Consider the following 18,296-nt stretch of genomic DNA (forward strand, 5'->3'; position numbering starts at 1 on the left):
GGTATCATTGTACACCGTGGTTTTGAAGATATTTTGTCGTTTCCTGTAAGACGAAAGGAAGTTCTTCTCCACTATTATAATATATCCAGTGGATGCTGTCATCCCTTTTCAGCCAGGTAAGCTGACGTTTTGCATAATTTCTGCTGCGGCGCTTGAGCAATTCGGTACATTCTTCCAATGTTTGCTCGCCGCTCAGATAGCCGAGCAGCTCTTTGTAGCCGATGGCCTGCGCGGCAGTGCCGGTCAGCAGACCGCGCTCCACCAGCCGTTTCGTCTCCTCCAGCAGACCGTTTTCCATCATAAGATCCACTCTGCGGTTGATGCGGTCATACAGAATTTCACGGTCAGACGGGCAAACACCGATCTTGAGAGCATCATACTTTGGCTCCGGGCGCTTGTTCCTGCGATTAAATTCGTCGATCGTCATACCGGTCTGCTCATACACCTCAAGAGCACGAATGACGCGCTTGAGATTATTCGGGTGCAGACGTTCCGCTCCGGCCGGATCTACCTTAGCCAGACAGTCATGTACCGCCTGATTGCCCTGCTCAGCCGCCATCCGCTGATATTTCTCACGCACGGTCAGGTCGGTCTCATCGCCGGAGAATACGCTGCACTCGATGAGCGCGTCCATGTACAATCCTGTGCCGCCGACAACGATCGGTGTCATCCCGCGCGACAGAATATTCTGCGCAGCAGCGTCTGCCAGTTCGACATACCGCGCCACCGAGAACGTTTCGCCGGGCTCGCATACATCGAACAGATGGTGCGGTACGTCCTGCCGTTCCCTCATATCCGGCTTGGCGGTGCCGATATCCATTTCACGGTAAAGCTGCATGGAATCCGCAGAAATGATCTCGGTATGCAGTTGTTGCGCCAATGCGACCGATAAGGCGGTTTTGCCGCTGGCAGTCGGTCCGCAGATACAGATCAAACGGTTTTCCATGCTGTTTCCTCGCTTTTTATTGATTTACACGCTTGAACATCTTGTCAAGCTCATATTTGGTCAGACGAACGGTCGTCGGTCTGCCATGCGGGCAGGAACGCACGTTGTCATCGCTCAGCACCCGCTCGCACAGGTCCTGCAACTCGGTCATCGTGGTCGGTTTGCCTGCCTTGATAGCCGCCTTGCATGCTACCGTATGAATTAAATCGTCCAGACGATCCGGCACGGTAGTACGGCTGTTCATCGCCTTTTCGGCCAATTCACTGATGACGCTCTGCACATCGCCGCTATCCAGATAAGCGGGCACGCTGCGTACGGCAAAGCTGTTCTCGCCAAAGCTGTCGATGGCAAAGCCTGCCTGACGGATGTCCGCGATCTGCGACTGCACAGCGGCGGCTTCCTCGCCGGTCAGCTCTACAATTACAGGCGTGAGAAGCTGCTGCTGCGGCATATCGGTCTCCGCACGCAGTTTGTTGAACAGAATACGTTCATGCGCGGCATGCTTGTCGATGAGAATCAAGCCGTCCTTGTCCTCAGCAATGATGTACGTCTGGAAGCATTCGCCGATTACACGCACACCGGCATCCAGCGGCTGCAGGATCTGCGGCTTATCCTTGACCTCCGGCGCGCTGACAGGCGGCACAACAACCATCGGTTCATCTTCCGGCTCCGGTTCCGGCGTATGCACGGCAGGTGTTGGTTCTGCGACCGACGACTTAACCGGCTGTGCCATTCGCGGACGAATCGGTTCCTGCGGTTCGTCCTGCAGGATGCGCGGCGCGGATAGATAACCCGATGCATTGCGCGGACGCTCTGCCTTTGGCGGGATCGAAACAAGAAAATCCTCTAAATCCGGTGCTTCCTCGCCGTTCTTTACCGGTGTAATCGGTGTTGGCTTTACACGCGGCGCGGCAAACGGCTTGGGGTCCACCGGCTTCGGAATCGCAAATCGCTGCTGCTCGTGCGTCAGATTATCCTCACGCGGCGCGGCAGTTGTCCCTTTTTCTTTATGCTCCAGATGCGGCATATTGTCGTTTGCGGCAAGTGCATTCTTGCAGGCAATATACACGACTTCGAAAATCGGCTTTTCCTGCGAAAATTTGACTTCGGTTTTTGCCGGATGCACGTTGACATCGACCGCTGACAGCGGCAGATCAAGGAAAACCGCACCAGACGGATACTTTCCGGTGATGATCGCATTGCGATAGGCCTCTTCCATTGCAGCCTGCATAAGACGGCTCTTGACATAGCGGCCATTGACAAAAAAATGCTGCATGGAACGGTTGGCACGTCCGGCGTGCGGCTTGACAATGTAGCCGTGCACGGTCATACCGTTGCGCTCGGTCATCGGCACTTCAATCATATTGGCAGTCATTTCCTTGCCGAATACGCCAAACACCGGTGCAATTAGCTTGCCCTTGCCGTCCGACGAGAATACCTGCTTGCCGTCGCGAATAAGCGTAAACGCAATTTCTGGATGTGAGAGTGCCGCATGCTGTACTACGCCGAGAATGTAACCCGCCTCGGTAAAGTCCTTTTTGAGAAACTTCATGCGAGCCGGTGTGTTGAAGAACAGGTCGCGCACAACGATTGTTGTGCCTTCCGGACAGCCGGCTTCCTCCTGTGTCTGAATCTCACCGGCTTCCAGATGCAGGTGCAGACCCGCAATCGAACCTGCCTGACGCGTAAACAGATCAATGCGCGTAACCGACGAAATCGCAGCCAATGCTTCACCGCGGAAACCCAATGTGCCGATGGCGTTCAAATCTTCCTCGGTGCGCAGCTTGCTGGTCGCGTGGCGGCGGAAAGCCACGGGCGCGTCCTCTGCCGACATGCCGCAGCCGTTATCCGCAATACGCAGATAGGTAATGCCGCCGTTTTCAATCTCCACTGTAATGCGGGTAGAACCTGCGTCGATCGCATTCTCGACCAGCTCCTTCGCCACAGAGGACGGCCGTTCAACAACCTCTCCCGCCGCGATCAGATCCGCAAGATGCGGAGATAATTCATGAATCACTGCCATTTTTCTTTGTTTTCCTTTCCGGAACAAATCATGGTTGGTCTTTCCTGCCCTGATAAATGATTAAACCAGCTTTTTCAGCTCATACAGTGCGTTGAGCGCCTCGATCGGCGTCATGGTGTCCACCTGCAGTGCACGCAGCCGCTCTGCGACTGCATCGCCGGAGAGCGAATCTATCGTAATCTGCGGAACGTCTTCCGGCTCCTCGGCTACGGCGTGCAGCTCGATTTTCGGCATGGTGGATTCCAGATCAGCCAGCACAGCCTTTGCTCGCTTGATGACCGGATTCGGCACACCGGCCAGCTTTGCAACCTCAATGCCATAGCTGTCATCCGCGCCGCCGCGCACGATTTTGCGCAGGAACGTAATGTCATCACCGCGCTTTTTGACTGCGATATTGTAATTCTTGACGCCCTTGACCAGATCTTCAAGCACCGTCAGCTCGTGATAATGCGTTGCAAACAGCGCGCGTGCGCCGATGCGCTTCTTGTCCGCTACATACTCTACGACTGCGCGGGCAATGCTCATGCCGTCATAGGTAGAGGTTCCGCGGCCAATCTCATCCAAAATGATCAGGCTGGACTTGGTAGCGTGCCGCAGAATGTCCGCGACCTCGCTCATCTCCACCATGAAGGTGGATTGACCGCTTGCCAGATCATCCGACGCGCCGACACGGGTAAACACGCGGTCTGCCACGCCGATATGCGCGGATGAGGCCGGTACATACGAGCCAATCTGCGCCATGATGGCAATCAGTGCCACCTGCCGCATATAGGTGGATTTGCCTGCCATATTCGGGCCGGTGATGATAGCAACGCGGTTTTCCCTGCTGTCGAGCAAGGTGTCGTTCGGGATGAACAGACTGTCGGACAGCATTTTCTCAACAACCGGGTGACGACCGTCCTTGATGTCAATGCGGTCGGAAAAATCTACCACCGGACAAACATAGTTGTTATCACAAGCCACATCGGCCAGAGCACACAGAACGTCAAGCGTTGCAATAGCCTGCGCGGTCTTCTGCACGCGGTGTACCTCGGCGGCAATCTGGTCGCGTACAGAAACGAATACCTCATACTCGAGTGCGGTCAGGCGTTCCTGCGCACCGAGCACGGTGCTCTCGAGCTGTTTCAGCTCCTCGGTGATATAGCGCTCGCTGTTCGCAAGCGTCTGCTTACGAATATAGTTCTCTGGAACCGCCTCCGCATTGGAGCGGCTGACCTCAATATAATAGCCGAACACACGGTTGTAGCCGATTTTCAGCTTGCTGATGCCGGTACGCTCGCGTTCCGCCTGCTCGATTTCGGCAATTTTGCCCTTGCCGCCGGACGCAAGGTCGCGCAGACGGTCAATCTCCTCGTTGAAGCCTTTGCGGATCATGCCGCCTTCCCGAAGAAGAATCGGCGGCTCGTCTACAATGGCCTGCTCGACCAGCGCGCGGATGTCTTCGAGCAGATCAATCTTGCCGGTCAGCTCGCGCAGCATAGCCTGGCCGAACAGAGCAGCCTGCGTTTTGATCTCCGGCAGACAAGAAATTGCCGCCGACAGCGCACGCAGATCACGGCAGTTTGCAGTGCCGTAGGCTACACGCCCGATCAGGCGCTCCATATCGAACACCCGCTTGAGTGCATCCGTCAATGCCGTGCGGGCAATTACATCGTCACACAATGCACCTACCGCCTGCTGACGGCGTGCAATATGCAGCGGATTATACAGCGGTTTTTCAATCCACTGACGAATCAGGCGCGATCCCATTGCCGTGCGCGTGTGGTCAAGCACCCACAGCAGCGTGCCCTTCTTTTCCTTGGTCCGCATGGTCTCGCACAGCTCGAGATTGCGGCGTGCGATCAGGTCAAGCTCCATGTACTGACCCTGATGGTACACCTGCAGCTGATTCAGACTGGAAAGGCTGGCCTTCTGCGTCTGTTCAAGGTAATCCAACAGACCGCCGAGGCACCGCACAGTGCACGGCAGGTCGGTCAGACCGACAGCGTCAAAGTCCTGCACCTTAAAGTGCTCCTGAATGCGTTCCGCACTGCGCTGTGCCTCAAAGCACTCCTCCGGCATCGGCTCGATAAGCGCCTCCAGACGTTCCTTCAGAAAGGACTGAAGGCTGTCTGCAGAAATGGCTCCGCCGCCGACCAACACCTCACGCGGCACAAAACGTCCGAACTCACTGGTTATGTCATTCCAGTTATCCGATCCGGTCGCGTACACCGAACCTGTCGTAATATCAGCAAAGCATACGCCGACAGAACCACCGGCTGCGTATACGCAGCCGAGAAAGTTGTTCCGATTTTCATCCAGCATGGAGGCTTCCACGACCGTACCCGGTGTCACGCGTCGGATGATCTCGCGCTTGACCAGACCTTTTGCCTTTTTCGGGTCCTCCATCTGCTCACAGATTGCAATTTTGTAACCCTTCTGCACCAGCTTGGCAATATAGCCTTCCGCACTGTGATACGGTACGCCGCACATCGGTGCACGTTCTCCCTGACCACAGTCGCGGCCGGTCAGCGTCAGCTCCAGCTCGCGGGAGACCAGCTTGGCATCGTCAAAGAACATTTCGTAGAAATCGCCCAGACGGTAAAACAGAATGTAATCTTTATTTTTGTTTTTGATCTCAAAATACTGCTGCATCATGGGCGTCAGTTCAGCCATGTTCTTACCTCTTTCTTATAATTTGTGTGCAAACAGACAGCGAAGCGAGGTTTTCTCGATCTCTGCCTCGATAAATTCACCGATTTTGATATTGTCACCGCGTACGCAGACGAGCAGGTTGCCCTCGGTACGCGCAGTGAACGGGTACTCCGATCCCTTGGCAGTACCGTCCACAAGCAGACGCAATTTTTTACCCTGATACGCCGCCTGCTTTTCGGCAACAATTTCATCCTGCGCCTTGAGCAGACGCTCGAAGCGGCGCTGCTTGTCCTGCTGTGTTGCGTTATCCTCATAAGAGGCCGCGGGCGTGCCTGTGCGCGGCGAATACAAGAAGGTGAACAACAAATCAAATCGGGTGTCCTGCACCAGCTTTAAGGTGTCCTCGAAATTCTCTTCCGTTTCGCCCGGGAAACCGACGATAATATCGCTCGACAGCGTAATATCCGGCATTTTCGATCGTGCGTCCGCAATCAGCGATTTGTAGTGCTCTGCCGTGTAGCGGCGGTTCATACGGTGCAGGATCTCATCGCTGCCCGACTGGAACGGCAGATGCAGCTGCTTTGCAACCTTATCGCACTCTGCCATAGCAGAGAACAGTTTGGGAGACGCATCCTTCGGGTGGCTTGTCATAAACCGCAGCCAGAAATCGCCGGGCACGGCGTTGAGACGGCGCAGAAGATCGGCAAAATCCACGTCAATGCCGAGATCCTTGCCATAGGAGTTGACGTTCTGGCCGAGCAGCGTAATCTCCTTGTAACCCGCCGCGACCAGCTCACGCAGTTCTTTCTCGATCTCCTCCGGTCGGCGGCTGCGCTCTCTGCCTCGCACATACGGCACAATGCAGTAGGTGCAGAAGTTGTTGCATCCATACATGATGGACAGCCACGCCTTCGCGCCCTTGGCACGCAGCACCGGCAGGCCTTCGGCGATATCGTCCTCGCCGCCGATGTCAAATACGCGTTTTTTCTCGGTCAGCACGCGGTACAGCAGCGACGGAAACCGCCAGAGCGCATGCGTGCCGAACAGGAGATTTACCTGCGGATAGCTTTTCTTGATCTTCTCGACATTCTTCTCCTGCTGGGCCATGCAGCCGCACATTGCAATAACAATGCCCGGGCGCTCCTTTTTCAGATGGCGGAGTGCGCCGATGTTGCCGAACGCACGATCCTCGGCATGCTCACGCACAGCGCAGGTGTTGAAAAGAATAAAATCCGCCTCATCCGGTGTATCGGTCATTTCGTAGCCCATTTCGGACAGCATACCGCGGATACGCTCGGTATCCGCCTCGTTCTGCTGACAGCCGAACGTATGCGTATAGGCTTTGGGACGCTTGTCCCCCAACAGGCGGGCTACCGCGTCAATATAGGTAAACTGCGACTGCAGTTGTTCTTCGGAAACATTCTGAGTTGCCATGAAACTCTCCTTTTATCGGAATGGAGTGCCGTCAGAAGTAAACACGTTCATGCGGTGGTACGCGCTGAACGGAATTTCGTACTGCGGCAGATACTGCCGGATGGCACGGGTCAGGTATTCCGGACTCATGTTGTTATTGCCGGCAGCGGTGGTGACAACAGCGGTCACCTCATCAGGACCATCGGTAACGGTCAGGTCGCGCATCAGCTCACGCATATTGACCGTCTTTTCGCCGCGCTTGGAGCGCTTGACGATCTCGACCACCGGACGGCGGAACAGATTGCGCACATCCTCGGCAAAGCCCTTGGGCGTGCCGCCCTCAAAGCCCCAGGTGATGCGGTACTGCGACCATTCGATCGAACCGACCTTCATGCCGCCGTCGGCAAGCGGGTAAATCTCGATTGCACGCAGGCCCTCGGGAAATACGTCATTGAGCGCTTCCACCGCATTTTCCGGCACGGCTTCTGCCGTGATATTGAAATCCAGAAATTCGCACTCGCCGGAGTAGCCGGTCGAGAGCGGCAGCGCCACCGAAACGTAGGCGTGCTGGTTGAAGCCCTCGGTAAACCACAGCGGCATTTGACAGCGCGCCATCGAACGCTGCATGGCGTGCATGAGATCAAGGTGGGAGATATACTTGGCGCGTCCCTCCTTGGCAAACTTCATTCTTGCCTTAAACATGGCACTTGCCTCCCTTCAGCAGTGCGCTTGCGCCGCAGCCGGCACACTGGTGCATACAGTCCGGCGTGATAGCCGCTTCGCGGGAACGCTCCCACTCACGCTTGAGGTGCTCTTTGCGCGTGCCGCAGCCGATGTGATCCCACGGAAAGATCTCGTCCATCGGGCGCTGACGGGATGCGTAGAACGCGGGATCCAGTCCGCAGTCGCGGAACGCCTGCATCCACTTGTCGAAATCAAAGCACTGATCCCAGCCATCCATCTTGCAGCCGCGCTGCCACGCCAACAGAATCGCCTTACCCTGACGGCGGTCGCCGCGTGCAATAACGCCCTCGAGTACCGAGGTCTCGGCATCATGCCAGTTGTAGGTGACATTCTTGGTTTTCATGACCACCTTGAGATGCGCCTGCTTCTCGCGGAACTGTTCGAGCGTGTCCTGCGCGTCCCACTGGAACGGGGTCTGCGGCTTGGGCACAAAGCACGAAGCCGACGCTGTGATACGCACGCCGCGCGCACGGTTGGGCGTGTTCTCACGCCAGCAATAGGCGACCTTTTTGCAAATGTCGGAAATGCCGTCCAGATCCTCGTAGGTCTCGGTCGGCAGACCCATCATAAAGTACAGCTTGACATTATTCCAACCGCCCTGAAAGGCAATCTCGCAGGCATGGAGCACGTCCTCCTCGCGGATGTTCTTGTTGATAACATCACGCAGGCGCTGCGTACCGGCCTCACATGCGAACGTCAGGCCGCTTTTGCGGGTTTTCTGTACACGCTCCATCAGTTCGGCGGAAAAGCTGTCCGCACGAAGAGACGGCAGTGACAGACTGATATGACGCGGCTCACAATAGTCGAGCATGCACTCGGTCAGACCGGACAGCTCACCGTAGTCGCTCGTAGACAGCGAGGACAGAGAGATTTCCTCGTAACCGGAGTTCTTGAGCACCGCCTGCGCCTGCTTGAGCAGCACTTCCTTGGACTTGGTGCGCAGCGGACGATACGTGTGGCCGGCCTGACAGAATCGGCAGCCGCGCGGACAGCCGCGGAATAGCTCGATCATCGCACGGTCGAACACAATATCCGTCGAGGGCACGACGAAAGACTCCGGATAGTACATGGTATCCAGATCCTTGACGATGCGCTTCTGCACGAGTGCGGGTGCGCCGTGTGTCGGCGTAACGCTCTCAATCGTGCCGTCCTCGTGGTACTTGACCTCATACAGCGAAGGTACATACATGCCCTCGATCTGTGCTGCCGCAATCAGGAATTCCTGCTTAGACCAGCCTTCGCGCTTGGCCTTGCGGTACAGATCGGTAAATTCCAGCATGATCTCCTCGCCGTCGCCGATCATGAACAGGTCAACAAAGTCAGCGAGCGGCTCCGGATTGTAGGCACACGGACCGCCACAGGCTACAATATGCTTGAGTTCGGTGCGGTCCTTTGCCAGCACCGGAATACCGCCGAGATCCAGCATATTCAGAATGTTGGAAAACGACAGCTCGTACTGCAGCGTAAAAGCGATAATATCAAAGTCCGACAGCGGGTCACCGCTCTCCAGACCGTACAGCGGCAGCCCTGCCTCGCGCATTTCGGCCTCCATGTCAATCCATGGCGCGCAGACGCGTTCGCACCAGATGCCCTTCTGATCGTTGAGCAGACCGTACAGGATACGCGAACCGAGGTGAGACATGGCAACCTCATAGGTATCCGGAAAACAGAACGCAAATCGTAGATCGATGTTCTTTTTATCTTTCATCACCGAGCCCCATTCACCGCCGACGTAGCGTGCCGGCTTCTGTACACGGGACAAAATGGCTTCCATCTTTTTATGCAAGACGTATTCCTCCATTTTCATTCATACAGATTATTGTATCATATCCTTCCGAAAAAAACCATACCGTTTTTGACCGTTTTCGCGCAGAAAGTACACGAAACAAAAAATAAACGCGAAGAAAGTTTTTACACTTCCTTCGCGTTTTGCTTATTCCTCCGGAATTTCCGGCTTGCTGCCGAGCAGTCGAGTCGTATTGAACACGGTCAGCACCGTGAGTACAGCATCGACGATAACTGCCATCCACATCTGCGCCAGACCAATCAGCGCCAGTACAGCAAGCACCAGCTTGATGGCGGCCAGCAGTGTCAGATTCTGCATTGCAACTCCGTGTGTAGTCTTGCAGACCTGAACAGCCTCGCCGAGACCGCTCAGATCATTTGCGGTAATCAGTATATTCGCCGCATCCGCTGAATAGCGGGAGCCGCGCGTGCCCATTGCCACACCGACATCGGCCATCTTGAGCTGCTCGATATCGCTTACGCCGTCGCCGACATAGGCGGTTGTGCCGTCTGTCGGAATCGTGCGCATCATAAAGTCCAGCTTCGCTTGCTTTTCCTCGGGCATCAAACCGCAGTGAACGGTGTCAATACCGGCGGCATTTGCAATTCGCTGAGTTGGTGTCTCAGCGTCACCGGTAATAAGCACCGTGCGCTCAACGCCCTGATCCTTGATCTTCTTGATTGCGTCAGCAGCGGACGGACGAACCGTATCCTCCAATTCAATCACACCAATGTGCTCACCTTCACAGGCGATGTAAACAACCGTGCCGTCGATATCCGGCAAGCCCTTGACACCGCGGGAGACCATCAGCTTGCGGTTGCCTACCAGCAGAACGTGATCACCGACACGGGCGCGCACGCCGCGGCCCGGGAATTCCTCAAATTCCTCGATCTTTGGCAGTTTTTCCTGGCATGCACTTGCGATTGCGCGCGCAATCGGATGCTGTGAAAGCTGCTCAGCTGCTGCGGCAAGTGCCAGACAGTTCTTTTCGGAAAACTCTTGTGTGGGATAAATCTTTTTAATCTGCAGATTGCCGTTGGTCACTGTGCCGGTCTTGTTGAACACGACCAGACGCAGGTCTGCAGTCCGTTCCATCGCTTCGCTGCCCTTCATGTGAACGCCTTCACTCTCAAGTCGGCCGCCGCCGCATACAAAAGCAAGCGGGACAGCCAGCGCCAGTGCGGTCGGACAGCAGGCGATGAGAAGCGTCAGTCCGCGATATATCCAGCCGGTCATATCTGAACCGGGCATGAACAGCGGCGGAAGTGCGGCTGCCAGTACGGCAATGACGATCACAACCGGAACCAGACGCTTGGCATTACGCTGCGCACTTTTTTCCAACGCTGCCTTGTGCTCGGCGGCCGCATTCTGTACGCGGCGAATCTGACGAACCGCGCAGTCTTCATAGCGCGAGATCACACGAATCAGCATCAGAGAGCCGTTATACCGGCTGCCTGCCAGCACACGCGTGTTCTTATCAACTGCCATCGGCACGTTTTCACCGGTAAGCACGCTGTCATCCACCGTGCCGTCTCCACGAAGTACAACACCGTCAATCGGTACGCGCTCACCCGAGTGTACCAGAACCAGCTCGCCCAGACGGATATCTGCCAGCGGAACCTGACGCTGTTCGCCCTTCATGTTGACGACCGTTGCCTTTTCCGGCATGAAATCATGCTGCTGCGGCAATGCCTGATAGGTGGATGATAGAACGATATCGCCTGCAATTTTTCCAATCTCAAACAGGATGAGCACGATCGTTGCTTCTGCACGGCTGCCGAGCGCGAATGCGCCGATGGATGCCATTAGCACGAGCAGATATTCATCGAAAAATGAACCGTGTGTCAGATTGGTCAGCACACGCGCTGCAATCGGCAGCGCTGTGATCAAAAACGCCAACAGGCAGAGCGGCAATGCCGCGCTCGAATCTCCCATCGCGATTCCGGCCACAAGAACGATTGCCGCGGCAGCCAGCCGTGCGCCTGTGCTCTGCATATCCAACCGTGTCATCGGCTGATAGGTCACTTCAGCGCCTTCCTGTATACGGCGTGCATTTTCTCGCCGCAGACGGGTCTGCTCACGCCGACGCATTTTCGCCCGGTACTGTGCCTTCTGCACGAAATTCATACCGGTGGTATCGTCCACGTCCTCCGGAGCTTCGATTACTGACGGTTCCGGCTTCTTTTCCTCCGGCTTTTTTTCATCCTTTGGTTTAGGCTTCTCCTTAGGTGCGGATTTTGCCTGTTCCTTTTTCTCCGCCTTGTCCTTTTCATGGTTTTTCAGTTTTTCTTTTAGCTTCTGCAGCCTGTCCGGCTTTTCCTCTACGATAGGCTCGAACTCCGCTTCCTGCGATTGTTCTTCCTCAGGAAGCTCGTCCTCTATACCTTCGTCGTCAAATTCCGGTTCATCCCAGTCGCCCTCGTCTTCAGCCTCATTCGGCGAATCTTCTTCTTCGTCAAATTCGTCTTCCGAATCTTCCGGCGATTCCTCAGCTGCGTCTGATTCCTCCGAGGGCTTTGCAGGCTCAGCTGCCGCCGCTTCCTCGGGCGGCGTTTCCGCCTCCGGAGATTCGCTTACACTTTGGTGCGATGTATCGGCTTCCGGTTCAGTCTCCGGCTGCTCCGCATTCTTGTCCGGCGGCTCAGGCTCGCCGGGCGGCGCTGATTCTTCTTTTTCAGGCGGTTTTTTGTTCTCTTCGGGTTTAGGCTTTTCCGGAGCGGCAAACAGCTGCGCTACTGCCGAATTTTCCAGATCCGCTAAAATCGAATCGACCTGTGCTAAAATATCTTCCGCCGTTGTCTGGTCCTTCTTCTGTTCCGAATCAGGGCGGTTATTTTCGCTCATTCCGTTTATCCCTCCTGCACGTGCGCGATTCCCTGTGCCAAAATGGTCTGAATATGATCATCGCACAGCGCATAATATACTGTTTTTCCGGTTTTTCGACTCTTGACCAACCGCGCCTGTTTCAAAAAACGAAGCTGATGCGATATCGCGGACTGGCTCATGTTCAGCAGCGACGCAATATCACAGACACACAGCTCCGCGGACACAAGCGCCGCCAGTATCCGCAAGCGGGTCTTGTCGGAAAACGCTTTGAAAAAATCTGATGCGGCTGTAGTGATCTCCTCTGCCGGCATTGCGCTGCGCGCTGCCATAACTGCGTCCGTATGGACGATATGCTCCTCGCAGCACTCCAGTTCTGCCTCTGTATGCTTTGCCGACAATTTGATCCCTCCCGCAATATGTGCATATCTATTCAACTTATGATAACATTCCAGTCCACTTCTGTCAAGAATCGAGTCGGACACAAATGACAATTTTGCGTGCAAAAAAGTCCTGCAGGCCGGATACGGTCTGCAGGACTTGAACGCATTTTTTACTTCTTGGGCTGTTCGCGCTTCGGATCGGTCATAACTTCCTTGAATGAGGTTGCCAGACCCGCAAGGCTCTGGATCTCGCTTGGGATAATGATCTTAGTTGCCTTGCCGTCAGCGGCGCTGCTGAATGCCTCGAGGGATTTCAGCTTGATAACCTGCTCAGTCGGTGCCGCTTCATTCAGCAGATTGATGGAGTCTGCCAGTGCCTTCTGCACGGTAAGCAGCGCTTCCGCTTCACCTTCGGCCTCCTTGATCTTGGCAAGGCGATTTGCCTCTGCAGCAAGAACGGTTGCTTCCTTTTCACCTTCAGCCACCAGAATCGCGGACTGCTTTTTACCTTCCGCTACCAGAATGGACTCGCGGCGTTCGCGCTCGGCCTTCATCTGCTTCTCCATAGATTCCTGAATGGCAGCCGGCGGAATGATGTTCTTCAGCTCCACGCGGTTTACCTTAATGCCCCAGTCATCGGTCGCTTCATCGAGGATGGAGCGCATTTTGGTGTTGATGATATCGCGGCTGGTCAGCGTCTGGTCAAGCTCGAGATCACCGATGATGTTTCGCAGTGTGGTTGCAGTCAGATTTTCAATTGCCGCCATCGGGCTTTCGATACCGTATGCAAACAGCTTCGGATCGGTGATCTGGAAGTACACGACCGTGTCGATCTGCATGGTTACGTTATCCTTGGTGATAACCGGCTGCGGCGGAAAATCGACTACCTGCTCCTTGAGGGTTACCTTGCGGGCAATGCGCTCAAACAGCGGCACCTTGAAATGCAGGCCGGTGCTCCATGTGTCGCGGTAGGTACCGAGACGCTCGATAACATACGCCTTCGCCTGCGGCACGATCACGATATTGCTTGCAATGAACGCGATGAACAGAATAATCAGCACAATCCAGATGATGGGTACAATAATATAATCCATGATAACGCTCCTTTACAGTTGGTTCGGTTTTACAATCGCCTTGACGCCGCGGATCTCCACAACCGTGACTCTTGTCCCGATTGCAATTTGCGCGTCAGTCGCACTGCGGGCTGTCCAGATCTTTCCGTTGATTTTCACCGCACCGGTCTCCAGAATATTGTCAATCGGTTCGGTAACAACAGCCGTCTGTCCGATGATACGATCTGCGTTGGTCGCCTGCTGCCGACTGCCGAGAAAACGGCGGCAGAGCGGACGCACCAGTACAAGCAGCAGCGCGGAGAACACGATGAACACAATCCACTGCCCCATCAGTCCGACCGAAAGGCTGGCTGCAATGAGTGCCGCGACACCACCGGCAGCGAACCAGATGCCGCACAGCGTGAGTGTAAACGCCTCTACCGCTACACTGATGATAATGACAGCCAGCCAGATATACAGGCTGTCAATTCCAAACATCATAAACTATCCCCTCCCTTGGCAACAGTATAGCATGTGCCTACGAAAAAGTACAGCAAAACCCGATTAAATTTCCGGTTAATTTTTGCATATTGCACAAAATGTCGAATAAAACAAATCCGCCCGGACCGTGCAGTACAGTTCGAGCGGAAAATCTTCAAAAAATCAGCGGGTCATGCAGCGCGAGACGTATCAGCCAAATTGCGATATCCAGCACGATAACGCTCCACAGCAGCATGCGCTCGAGGTTTTTGGAGCCGAAAAGCGGCTTTTTGCCAAACAGCGCGTACAAAACGACCGGCGGCAGCACGAAAACCATCGGGTGAAACCGCAGTGCCGCACGAAAGTCCAGTCGGAGCAGAGCGGCAAGTGCACGGCTCAGTCCACAGCCGGGACATGGCACGCCGGTCAAGTATTTGATCGGACAGTTCCAGCCAAACAGCAGCGCCGAGGCGTATGCCAGTGCACCCAGTATCAGCAGCACGAGCAGACCGTTCAAACCGCGCCGAAAGCGCTCCGGCATCAGCCCTTGTAGGTCTCGCGGAACTCGAGGAACTCGTCGTAGGTGCATTCCTTGTCCAGAACACCCTTTTCACGAATTTCGATAATACGGGTCGCGATGGTCTGCACGAACTCATGGTCGTGCGATGCAAACAATACCGTGCCCTTGAAATCACGAACGCCGTTGTTGACTGCGGTGATGGATTCCAGATCGAGGTGGTTGGTCGGCTGGTCGATGACAAGCACGTTCGAGCCGAAGAGCATCATGCGCGCCAGCATCAGGCGAACCTTCTCACCGCCGGACAGTACGCGAACCGGCTTGTAAACATCGTCGCCGGAGAACAGCATACGGCCGAGGAAGCCGCGCAGCGTGGATTCCAGTGTATCCGTGCGGGAATACGGTGCGATCCAGTCGAGCATGTTTTCCTCGTGGCCCTCGAAGAACTCGTTGTTGTCCTTCGGGAAATAGCTCTGCGAGGTGGTAACGCCCCACTTGAAGCTGCCCTCATCCGGTTTCATCTCGCCCATAAGAATCTGGAACAGCGTAGTCATTGCCAACTCGTTATCCGAGATGAACGCAATCTTGTCGCCGCGGCGAACGATGAAGGATACGTTGTCGAGCACCTTTTCGCCGTCGATGGTCTTGGAGATACCGCGCACCTCGAGAATGTCCTTGCCTGCCTCGCGGTCCGCGTCAAACGCTACCCACGGGTAACGGCGGGACGAAGCCGGCATTTCCTCGACGGACAGCTTGTCGATCAGCTTGCGGCGGCTAGTCGCCTGACGGGACTTGGACTTGTTTGCCGCAAAACGCTGAATGAAGTTCTGCAGTTCCTTGATCTTTTCCTCATTCTTGCGGTTCTGGTCCTTGATCATGCGCTGAACCAACTGAGAGGACTCATACCAGAACTCATAGTTGCCGACATACAGCTTGATCTTGCCGTAGTCGATATCGACGATATGGGTACATACGTTGTTCAGGAAGTGACGGTCGTGCGATACAACAAGGACGGTGCCTTCGAAATCAGCAAGGAAGTCCTCCAGCCAGCGGACTGCCTGAATGTCCAGATGGTTGGTAGGCTCGTCCAGCAGCAGAATATCCGGCTTGCCGAACAGCGCACGCGCCAGCAGCACCTTGACCTTCTCGACGTCACCGAGGTTCTTCATTTCGGTGTACAGGATGGCATCTGCATCCAGACCCAGACCGTTCAGCAGCTGGCTGGCCTCCGTCTCAGCGTCCCAGCCGCCCATTTCGGCAAACTCGGACTCGAGCTCGGCAGCCTTGTTGCCATCCTCCTCGGTGAACGGGTCCTTCATATAGAGCGCATCCTTTTCGCGCATGACCTCGAGCAGACGCTCGTTGCCGCCGAGAACCGTGTTGAGCACGGTTTCCTCGTTGAAGGCGAAGTGGTCCTGCTTGAGTACGCTCATACGGGTCTTGGGCGCAATCGAAACCGTGCCGGTGGACGGGTCCAGATCGCCGGACAGAATGCGCAGGAAGGTAGACTTGCCTGCACCGTTTGCACCGATAACACCGTAGCAGTTGCCCTGGGTAAATTTCAGGTTTACATCTTTGAACAGCGGCTCGCCGCTGAAGTTTAAGCTAAGATCGCTGATATTGATCATGAAAGAGATTCCTCCCGCATTATTTTTCAATTAGAATCAGTATACCACACAAACCGCTGTTTTCACAGATAATTTACAGGTGCAGCCGCATTTTTGTTCATGTTGTCTTGAAACAGCACCGAGAATGCTATATACTATATTTATAAATATCAATCCCTATTTGTTTCAGGAGGTTTTTCCTATGTCTAACCTGATGGAAGTTATCAAGTCCCGCCGCTCTACGCGCGCGTTCAAGTCCGAGCTGCCGCCGAAGGATCAGATCATGCAGATTGTTGAAGCTGCTGAATGGGCGCCTTCCGGCATGGGCAAGTACCTGTGGCACTTTACCGTGATTTACAATGCAGAGAAGTCGCTCAAGCTGGCTCGTGCCGTTGCTGAGGCAGACAATCGCGGTCCGGAGTATAATTTCTACGGTGCACCGGTCAACATTATCATTTCCTACAAGCGGGATGAGCACCACGCTCTGGTAGACGGCGCTGCTGCAATGGAGAATCTGCTGCTGATGGCTACCGAGCTTGGCCTCGGCTCCTGCTGGATCAACCAGCTGCGCGAGACCTGCGACGTGCCCGAGGTTCGTGCACTGTTGACCGAGTACGGCGTACCGGAGGACCACATCGTTGTCTGCTCCGCTGCAATCGGCTACATCGAGAAGGAAACGCTGGCAAAGCCGCGTCATGAGGGTCTGGTTTCGATTACCGAATAATCGAAACAATGGAAAACCCAGAATAGAAAATGCCAAATACCTTAATTTTCAATTCTCCATTATCCGTTTTCAATTCATTAGCGACGAAAGGAGCTAATATCATGGATGAGAAGATTGCTAAACTGAGAGAGTGGATCGACGGCAGCGACAATATCGTCTTTTTCGGCGGTGCGGGCGTATCGACCGAGAGCGGCATTCCGGATTTTCGCTCGGTGGACGGTCTGTACAACCAGCAGTACAAATACCCGCCGGAGACCATTCTCAGCCATACGTTCTTCCTGAGCGAAACCGAGGAGTTTTACCGCTTCTATCGGGCGAAAATGCTGGCGCTCGATGCAAAGCCGAACGCGGCTCACCTCAAGCTGGCCGAGTGGGAACGCGAGGGCAAGTGTCGTGCTGTTGTAACGCAGAACATCGACGGTCTGCACCAGAAAGCGGGCTCCAAGGAAGTACTTGAGCTGCACGGCTCGGTGCTGCGAAACTATTGCATGCGCTGCCGCAAGCCATATCCGGTTGAGGATATCGCCAAGGGCACCGGTATTCCGCGATGCTCCTGCGGCGGCATTATCAAGCCGGATGTCGTGCTGTACGAGGAAGGTCTGGACAGCTGCACGATCAACAAGAGCGTGGACTACATCTCCAAGGCGGATATCCTGATCATCGGCGGTACGTCGCTAGCGGTATATCCGGCGGCCGGCCTGATCGACTATTACCGCGGCAATAAGCTGGTTTTGGTCAACAAGTCCCCCACTCCTGCGGATCGCCGTGCTGATCTGGTCATTCATGCGCCAATCGGTGAGGTTTTCTCGCAGCTGTAACGTAAAAAATGCATGAAACTCCCCTTTTCGGTTATACTGAATGCAAACCGAAAGGGGAGTTTTTCTATGCTTATCGACAAAATCGCACTGATACTGATGATTATCGGCGGTCTGAACTGGGGACTGATCGGCATTTTCAAGCTCGATCTGGTCGCGCTGCTGTGCGGCGGACAGACCGGCGCCATCAGCCGCATCGTCTACACCCTAGTCGGACTGGCGGCAGCATGGTGTATCTCGCTGCTCTTCCGACAGGATGACACCACACAGCAGCCGAAAAGTTGAATAAAAAGCAAAGCCCGCCGGGAACGGCGGGTTTTGCTTATCAAATTGTAAGAGGTAAATAGGA

Annotated in this window: 15 protein-coding genes; 3 read left to right on the forward strand and 12 right to left on the reverse strand. The window is 55.0% G+C overall.

All coding sequences use genetic code 11. The annotated features are described in order from the left end of the window. Window positions 1-4: 4 nt before the first annotated feature. The 12 genes from miaA to PGS25_RS05470 form a co-directional block, all read right to left on the reverse strand. Window positions 5-946, reverse strand: a complete 942-nt coding sequence (gene miaA, locus PGS25_RS05415) for a tRNA (adenosine(37)-N6)-dimethylallyltransferase MiaA (RefSeq protein WP_118359415.1) — start codon at window positions 944-946, stop codon at window positions 5-7. A gap of 16 nt (window positions 947-962) precedes the next feature. Beyond that, window positions 963-2,969 (reverse strand): DNA mismatch repair endonuclease MutL, encoded by a 2,007-nt coding sequence (gene mutL, locus PGS25_RS05420; RefSeq protein WP_270417926.1) that lies wholly within the window; start codon window positions 2,967-2,969, stop codon window positions 963-965. A 60-nt stretch (window positions 2,970-3,029) separates the two neighbouring features. Continuing rightward, a complete protein-coding gene (gene mutS, locus PGS25_RS05425; RefSeq protein WP_270417927.1) occupies window positions 3,030-5,624 on the reverse strand; it encodes a DNA mismatch repair protein MutS in 2,595 nt (864 codons plus the stop codon). Window positions 5,625-5,639: 15 nt separating this feature from the next. After that, window positions 5,640-7,037, reverse strand: coding sequence for a tRNA (N6-isopentenyl adenosine(37)-C2)-methylthiotransferase MiaB (gene miaB, locus PGS25_RS05430; RefSeq protein ID WP_270417928.1), 1,398 nt, complete (start codon window positions 7,035-7,037; stop codon window positions 5,640-5,642). 12 nt (window positions 7,038-7,049) lie between these two features. Beyond that, the gene (locus tag PGS25_RS05435) at window positions 7,050-7,718 is read right to left on the reverse strand and encodes a TIGR03936 family radical SAM-associated protein (RefSeq protein ID WP_118359423.1); all 669 of its coding nucleotides are present in this window, start codon (window positions 7,716-7,718) and stop codon (window positions 7,050-7,052) included. Next, the gene (locus PGS25_RS05440) at window positions 7,711-9,561 is read right to left on the reverse strand and encodes a TIGR03960 family B12-binding radical SAM protein (RefSeq protein ID WP_270417929.1); all 1,851 of its coding nucleotides are present in this window, start codon (window positions 9,559-9,561) and stop codon (window positions 7,711-7,713) included. Before PGS25_RS05440 ends, PGS25_RS05435 begins: the two co-directional genes overlap by 8 nt. Before the next feature lie 132 nt (window positions 9,562-9,693). After that, a complete protein-coding gene (locus PGS25_RS05445) occupies window positions 9,694-12,390 on the reverse strand; it encodes a heavy metal translocating P-type ATPase (RefSeq protein WP_270417930.1) in 2,697 nt (898 codons plus the stop codon). A 5-nt stretch (window positions 12,391-12,395) separates the two neighbouring features. Next, window positions 12,396-12,770, reverse strand: a complete 375-nt coding sequence (locus PGS25_RS05450; RefSeq protein WP_442865240.1) for an ArsR/SmtB family transcription factor — start codon at window positions 12,768-12,770, stop codon at window positions 12,396-12,398. Window positions 12,771-12,922: 152 nt separating this feature from the next. Beyond that, window positions 12,923-13,846 carry an SPFH domain-containing protein gene (locus tag PGS25_RS05455; RefSeq protein ID WP_118645575.1) on the reverse strand — a complete coding sequence of 308 codons (924 nt, stop codon included), beginning with the start codon at window positions 13,844-13,846 and terminating at the stop codon, window positions 12,923-12,925. 12 nt (window positions 13,847-13,858) lie between these two features. Next, on the reverse strand, window positions 13,859-14,305 hold the full coding sequence (locus tag PGS25_RS05460; RefSeq protein ID WP_118359429.1) for an NfeD family protein: 447 nt from the start codon (window positions 14,303-14,305) through the stop codon (window positions 13,859-13,861). 154 nt (window positions 14,306-14,459) lie between these two features. Next, window positions 14,460-14,825: a DUF2752 domain-containing protein gene (locus PGS25_RS05465; protein ID WP_118645579.1), complete on the reverse strand. Its 366-nt coding sequence runs from the start codon at window positions 14,823-14,825 to the stop codon at window positions 14,460-14,462. Further along, window positions 14,825-16,429 carry an ABC-F family ATP-binding cassette domain-containing protein gene (locus PGS25_RS05470; RefSeq protein WP_118359433.1) on the reverse strand — a complete coding sequence of 535 codons (1,605 nt, stop codon included), beginning with the start codon at window positions 16,427-16,429 and terminating at the stop codon, window positions 14,825-14,827. Before PGS25_RS05470 ends, PGS25_RS05465 begins: the two co-directional genes overlap by 1 nt. A gap of 181 nt (window positions 16,430-16,610) precedes the next feature. Here PGS25_RS05470 and PGS25_RS05475 point away from each other — a divergent pair, with 181 nt between their 5' ends. The 3 genes from PGS25_RS05475 (at window position 16,611) to PGS25_RS05485 (ending at window position 18,232) form a co-directional block, all read left to right on the forward strand. After that, window positions 16,611-17,132: a nitroreductase family protein gene (locus PGS25_RS05475; protein ID WP_270417931.1), complete on the forward strand. Its 522-nt coding sequence runs from the start codon at window positions 16,611-16,613 to the stop codon at window positions 17,130-17,132. Window positions 17,133-17,233: 101 nt separating this feature from the next. Beyond that, a complete protein-coding gene (locus PGS25_RS05480) occupies window positions 17,234-17,950 on the forward strand; it encodes an NAD-dependent protein deacylase (protein ID WP_188886191.1) in 717 nt (238 codons plus the stop codon). Window positions 17,951-18,016: 66 nt separating this feature from the next. Beyond that, a complete protein-coding gene (locus tag PGS25_RS05485; RefSeq protein ID WP_118285795.1) occupies window positions 18,017-18,232 on the forward strand; it encodes a DUF378 domain-containing protein in 216 nt (71 codons plus the stop codon). The last annotated feature ends 64 nt before the right edge of the window (window positions 18,233-18,296 follow it).

Source organism: Butyricicoccus sp. AM78-15b2TA, assembly GCF_027665985.1.
Taxonomy (GTDB): Bacteria; Bacillota; Clostridia; order Oscillospirales; family Butyricicoccaceae; genus Agathobaculum; species Agathobaculum butyriciproducens.

Bases quoted from the DNA above. Each gene is read 5' to 3' on its own strand.
- PGS25_RS05465 (WP_118645579.1), bottom strand. From the start codon at position 14,825: ATGCCGGAGCGCTTTCGGCGCGGTTTGAACGGTCTGCTCGTGCTGCTG.
- mutS (WP_270417927.1), bottom strand. From the start codon at position 5,624: ATGGCTGAACTGACGCCCATGATGCAGCAGTATTTTGAGATCAAAAAC.
- PGS25_RS05485 (WP_118285795.1), top strand. From the start codon at position 18,017: ATGCTTATCGACAAAATCGCACTGATACTGATGATTATCGGCGGTCTG.
- mutL (WP_270417926.1), bottom strand. From the start codon at position 2,969: ATGGCAGTGATTCATGAATTATCTCCGCATCTTGCGGATCTGATCGCG.
- PGS25_RS05455 (WP_118645575.1), bottom strand. From the start codon at position 13,846: ATGGATTATATTATTGTACCCATCATCTGGATTGTGCTGATTATTCTG.
- PGS25_RS05460 (WP_118359429.1), bottom strand. From the start codon at position 14,305: ATGATGTTTGGAATTGACAGCCTGTATATCTGGCTGGCTGTCATTATC.
- miaB (WP_270417928.1), bottom strand. From the start codon at position 7,037: ATGGCAACTCAGAATGTTTCCGAAGAACAACTGCAGTCGCAGTTTACC.
- PGS25_RS05435 (WP_118359423.1), bottom strand. From the start codon at position 7,718: ATGTTTAAGGCAAGAATGAAGTTTGCCAAGGAGGGACGCGCCAAGTAT.
- PGS25_RS05470 (WP_118359433.1), bottom strand. From the start codon at position 16,429: ATGATCAATATCAGCGATCTTAGCTTAAACTTCAGCGGCGAGCCGCTG.
- PGS25_RS05475 (WP_270417931.1), top strand. From the start codon at position 16,611: ATGTCTAACCTGATGGAAGTTATCAAGTCCCGCCGCTCTACGCGCGCG.
- PGS25_RS05480 (WP_188886191.1), top strand. From the start codon at position 17,234: ATGGATGAGAAGATTGCTAAACTGAGAGAGTGGATCGACGGCAGCGAC.
- miaA (WP_118359415.1), bottom strand. From the start codon at position 946: ATGGAAAACCGTTTGATCTGTATCTGCGGACCGACTGCCAGCGGCAAA.
- PGS25_RS05440 (WP_270417929.1), bottom strand. From the start codon at position 9,561: ATGGAGGAATACGTCTTGCATAAAAAGATGGAAGCCATTTTGTCCCGT.
- PGS25_RS05445 (WP_270417930.1), bottom strand. From the start codon at position 12,390: ATGAGCGAAAATAACCGCCCTGATTCGGAACAGAAGAAGGACCAGACA.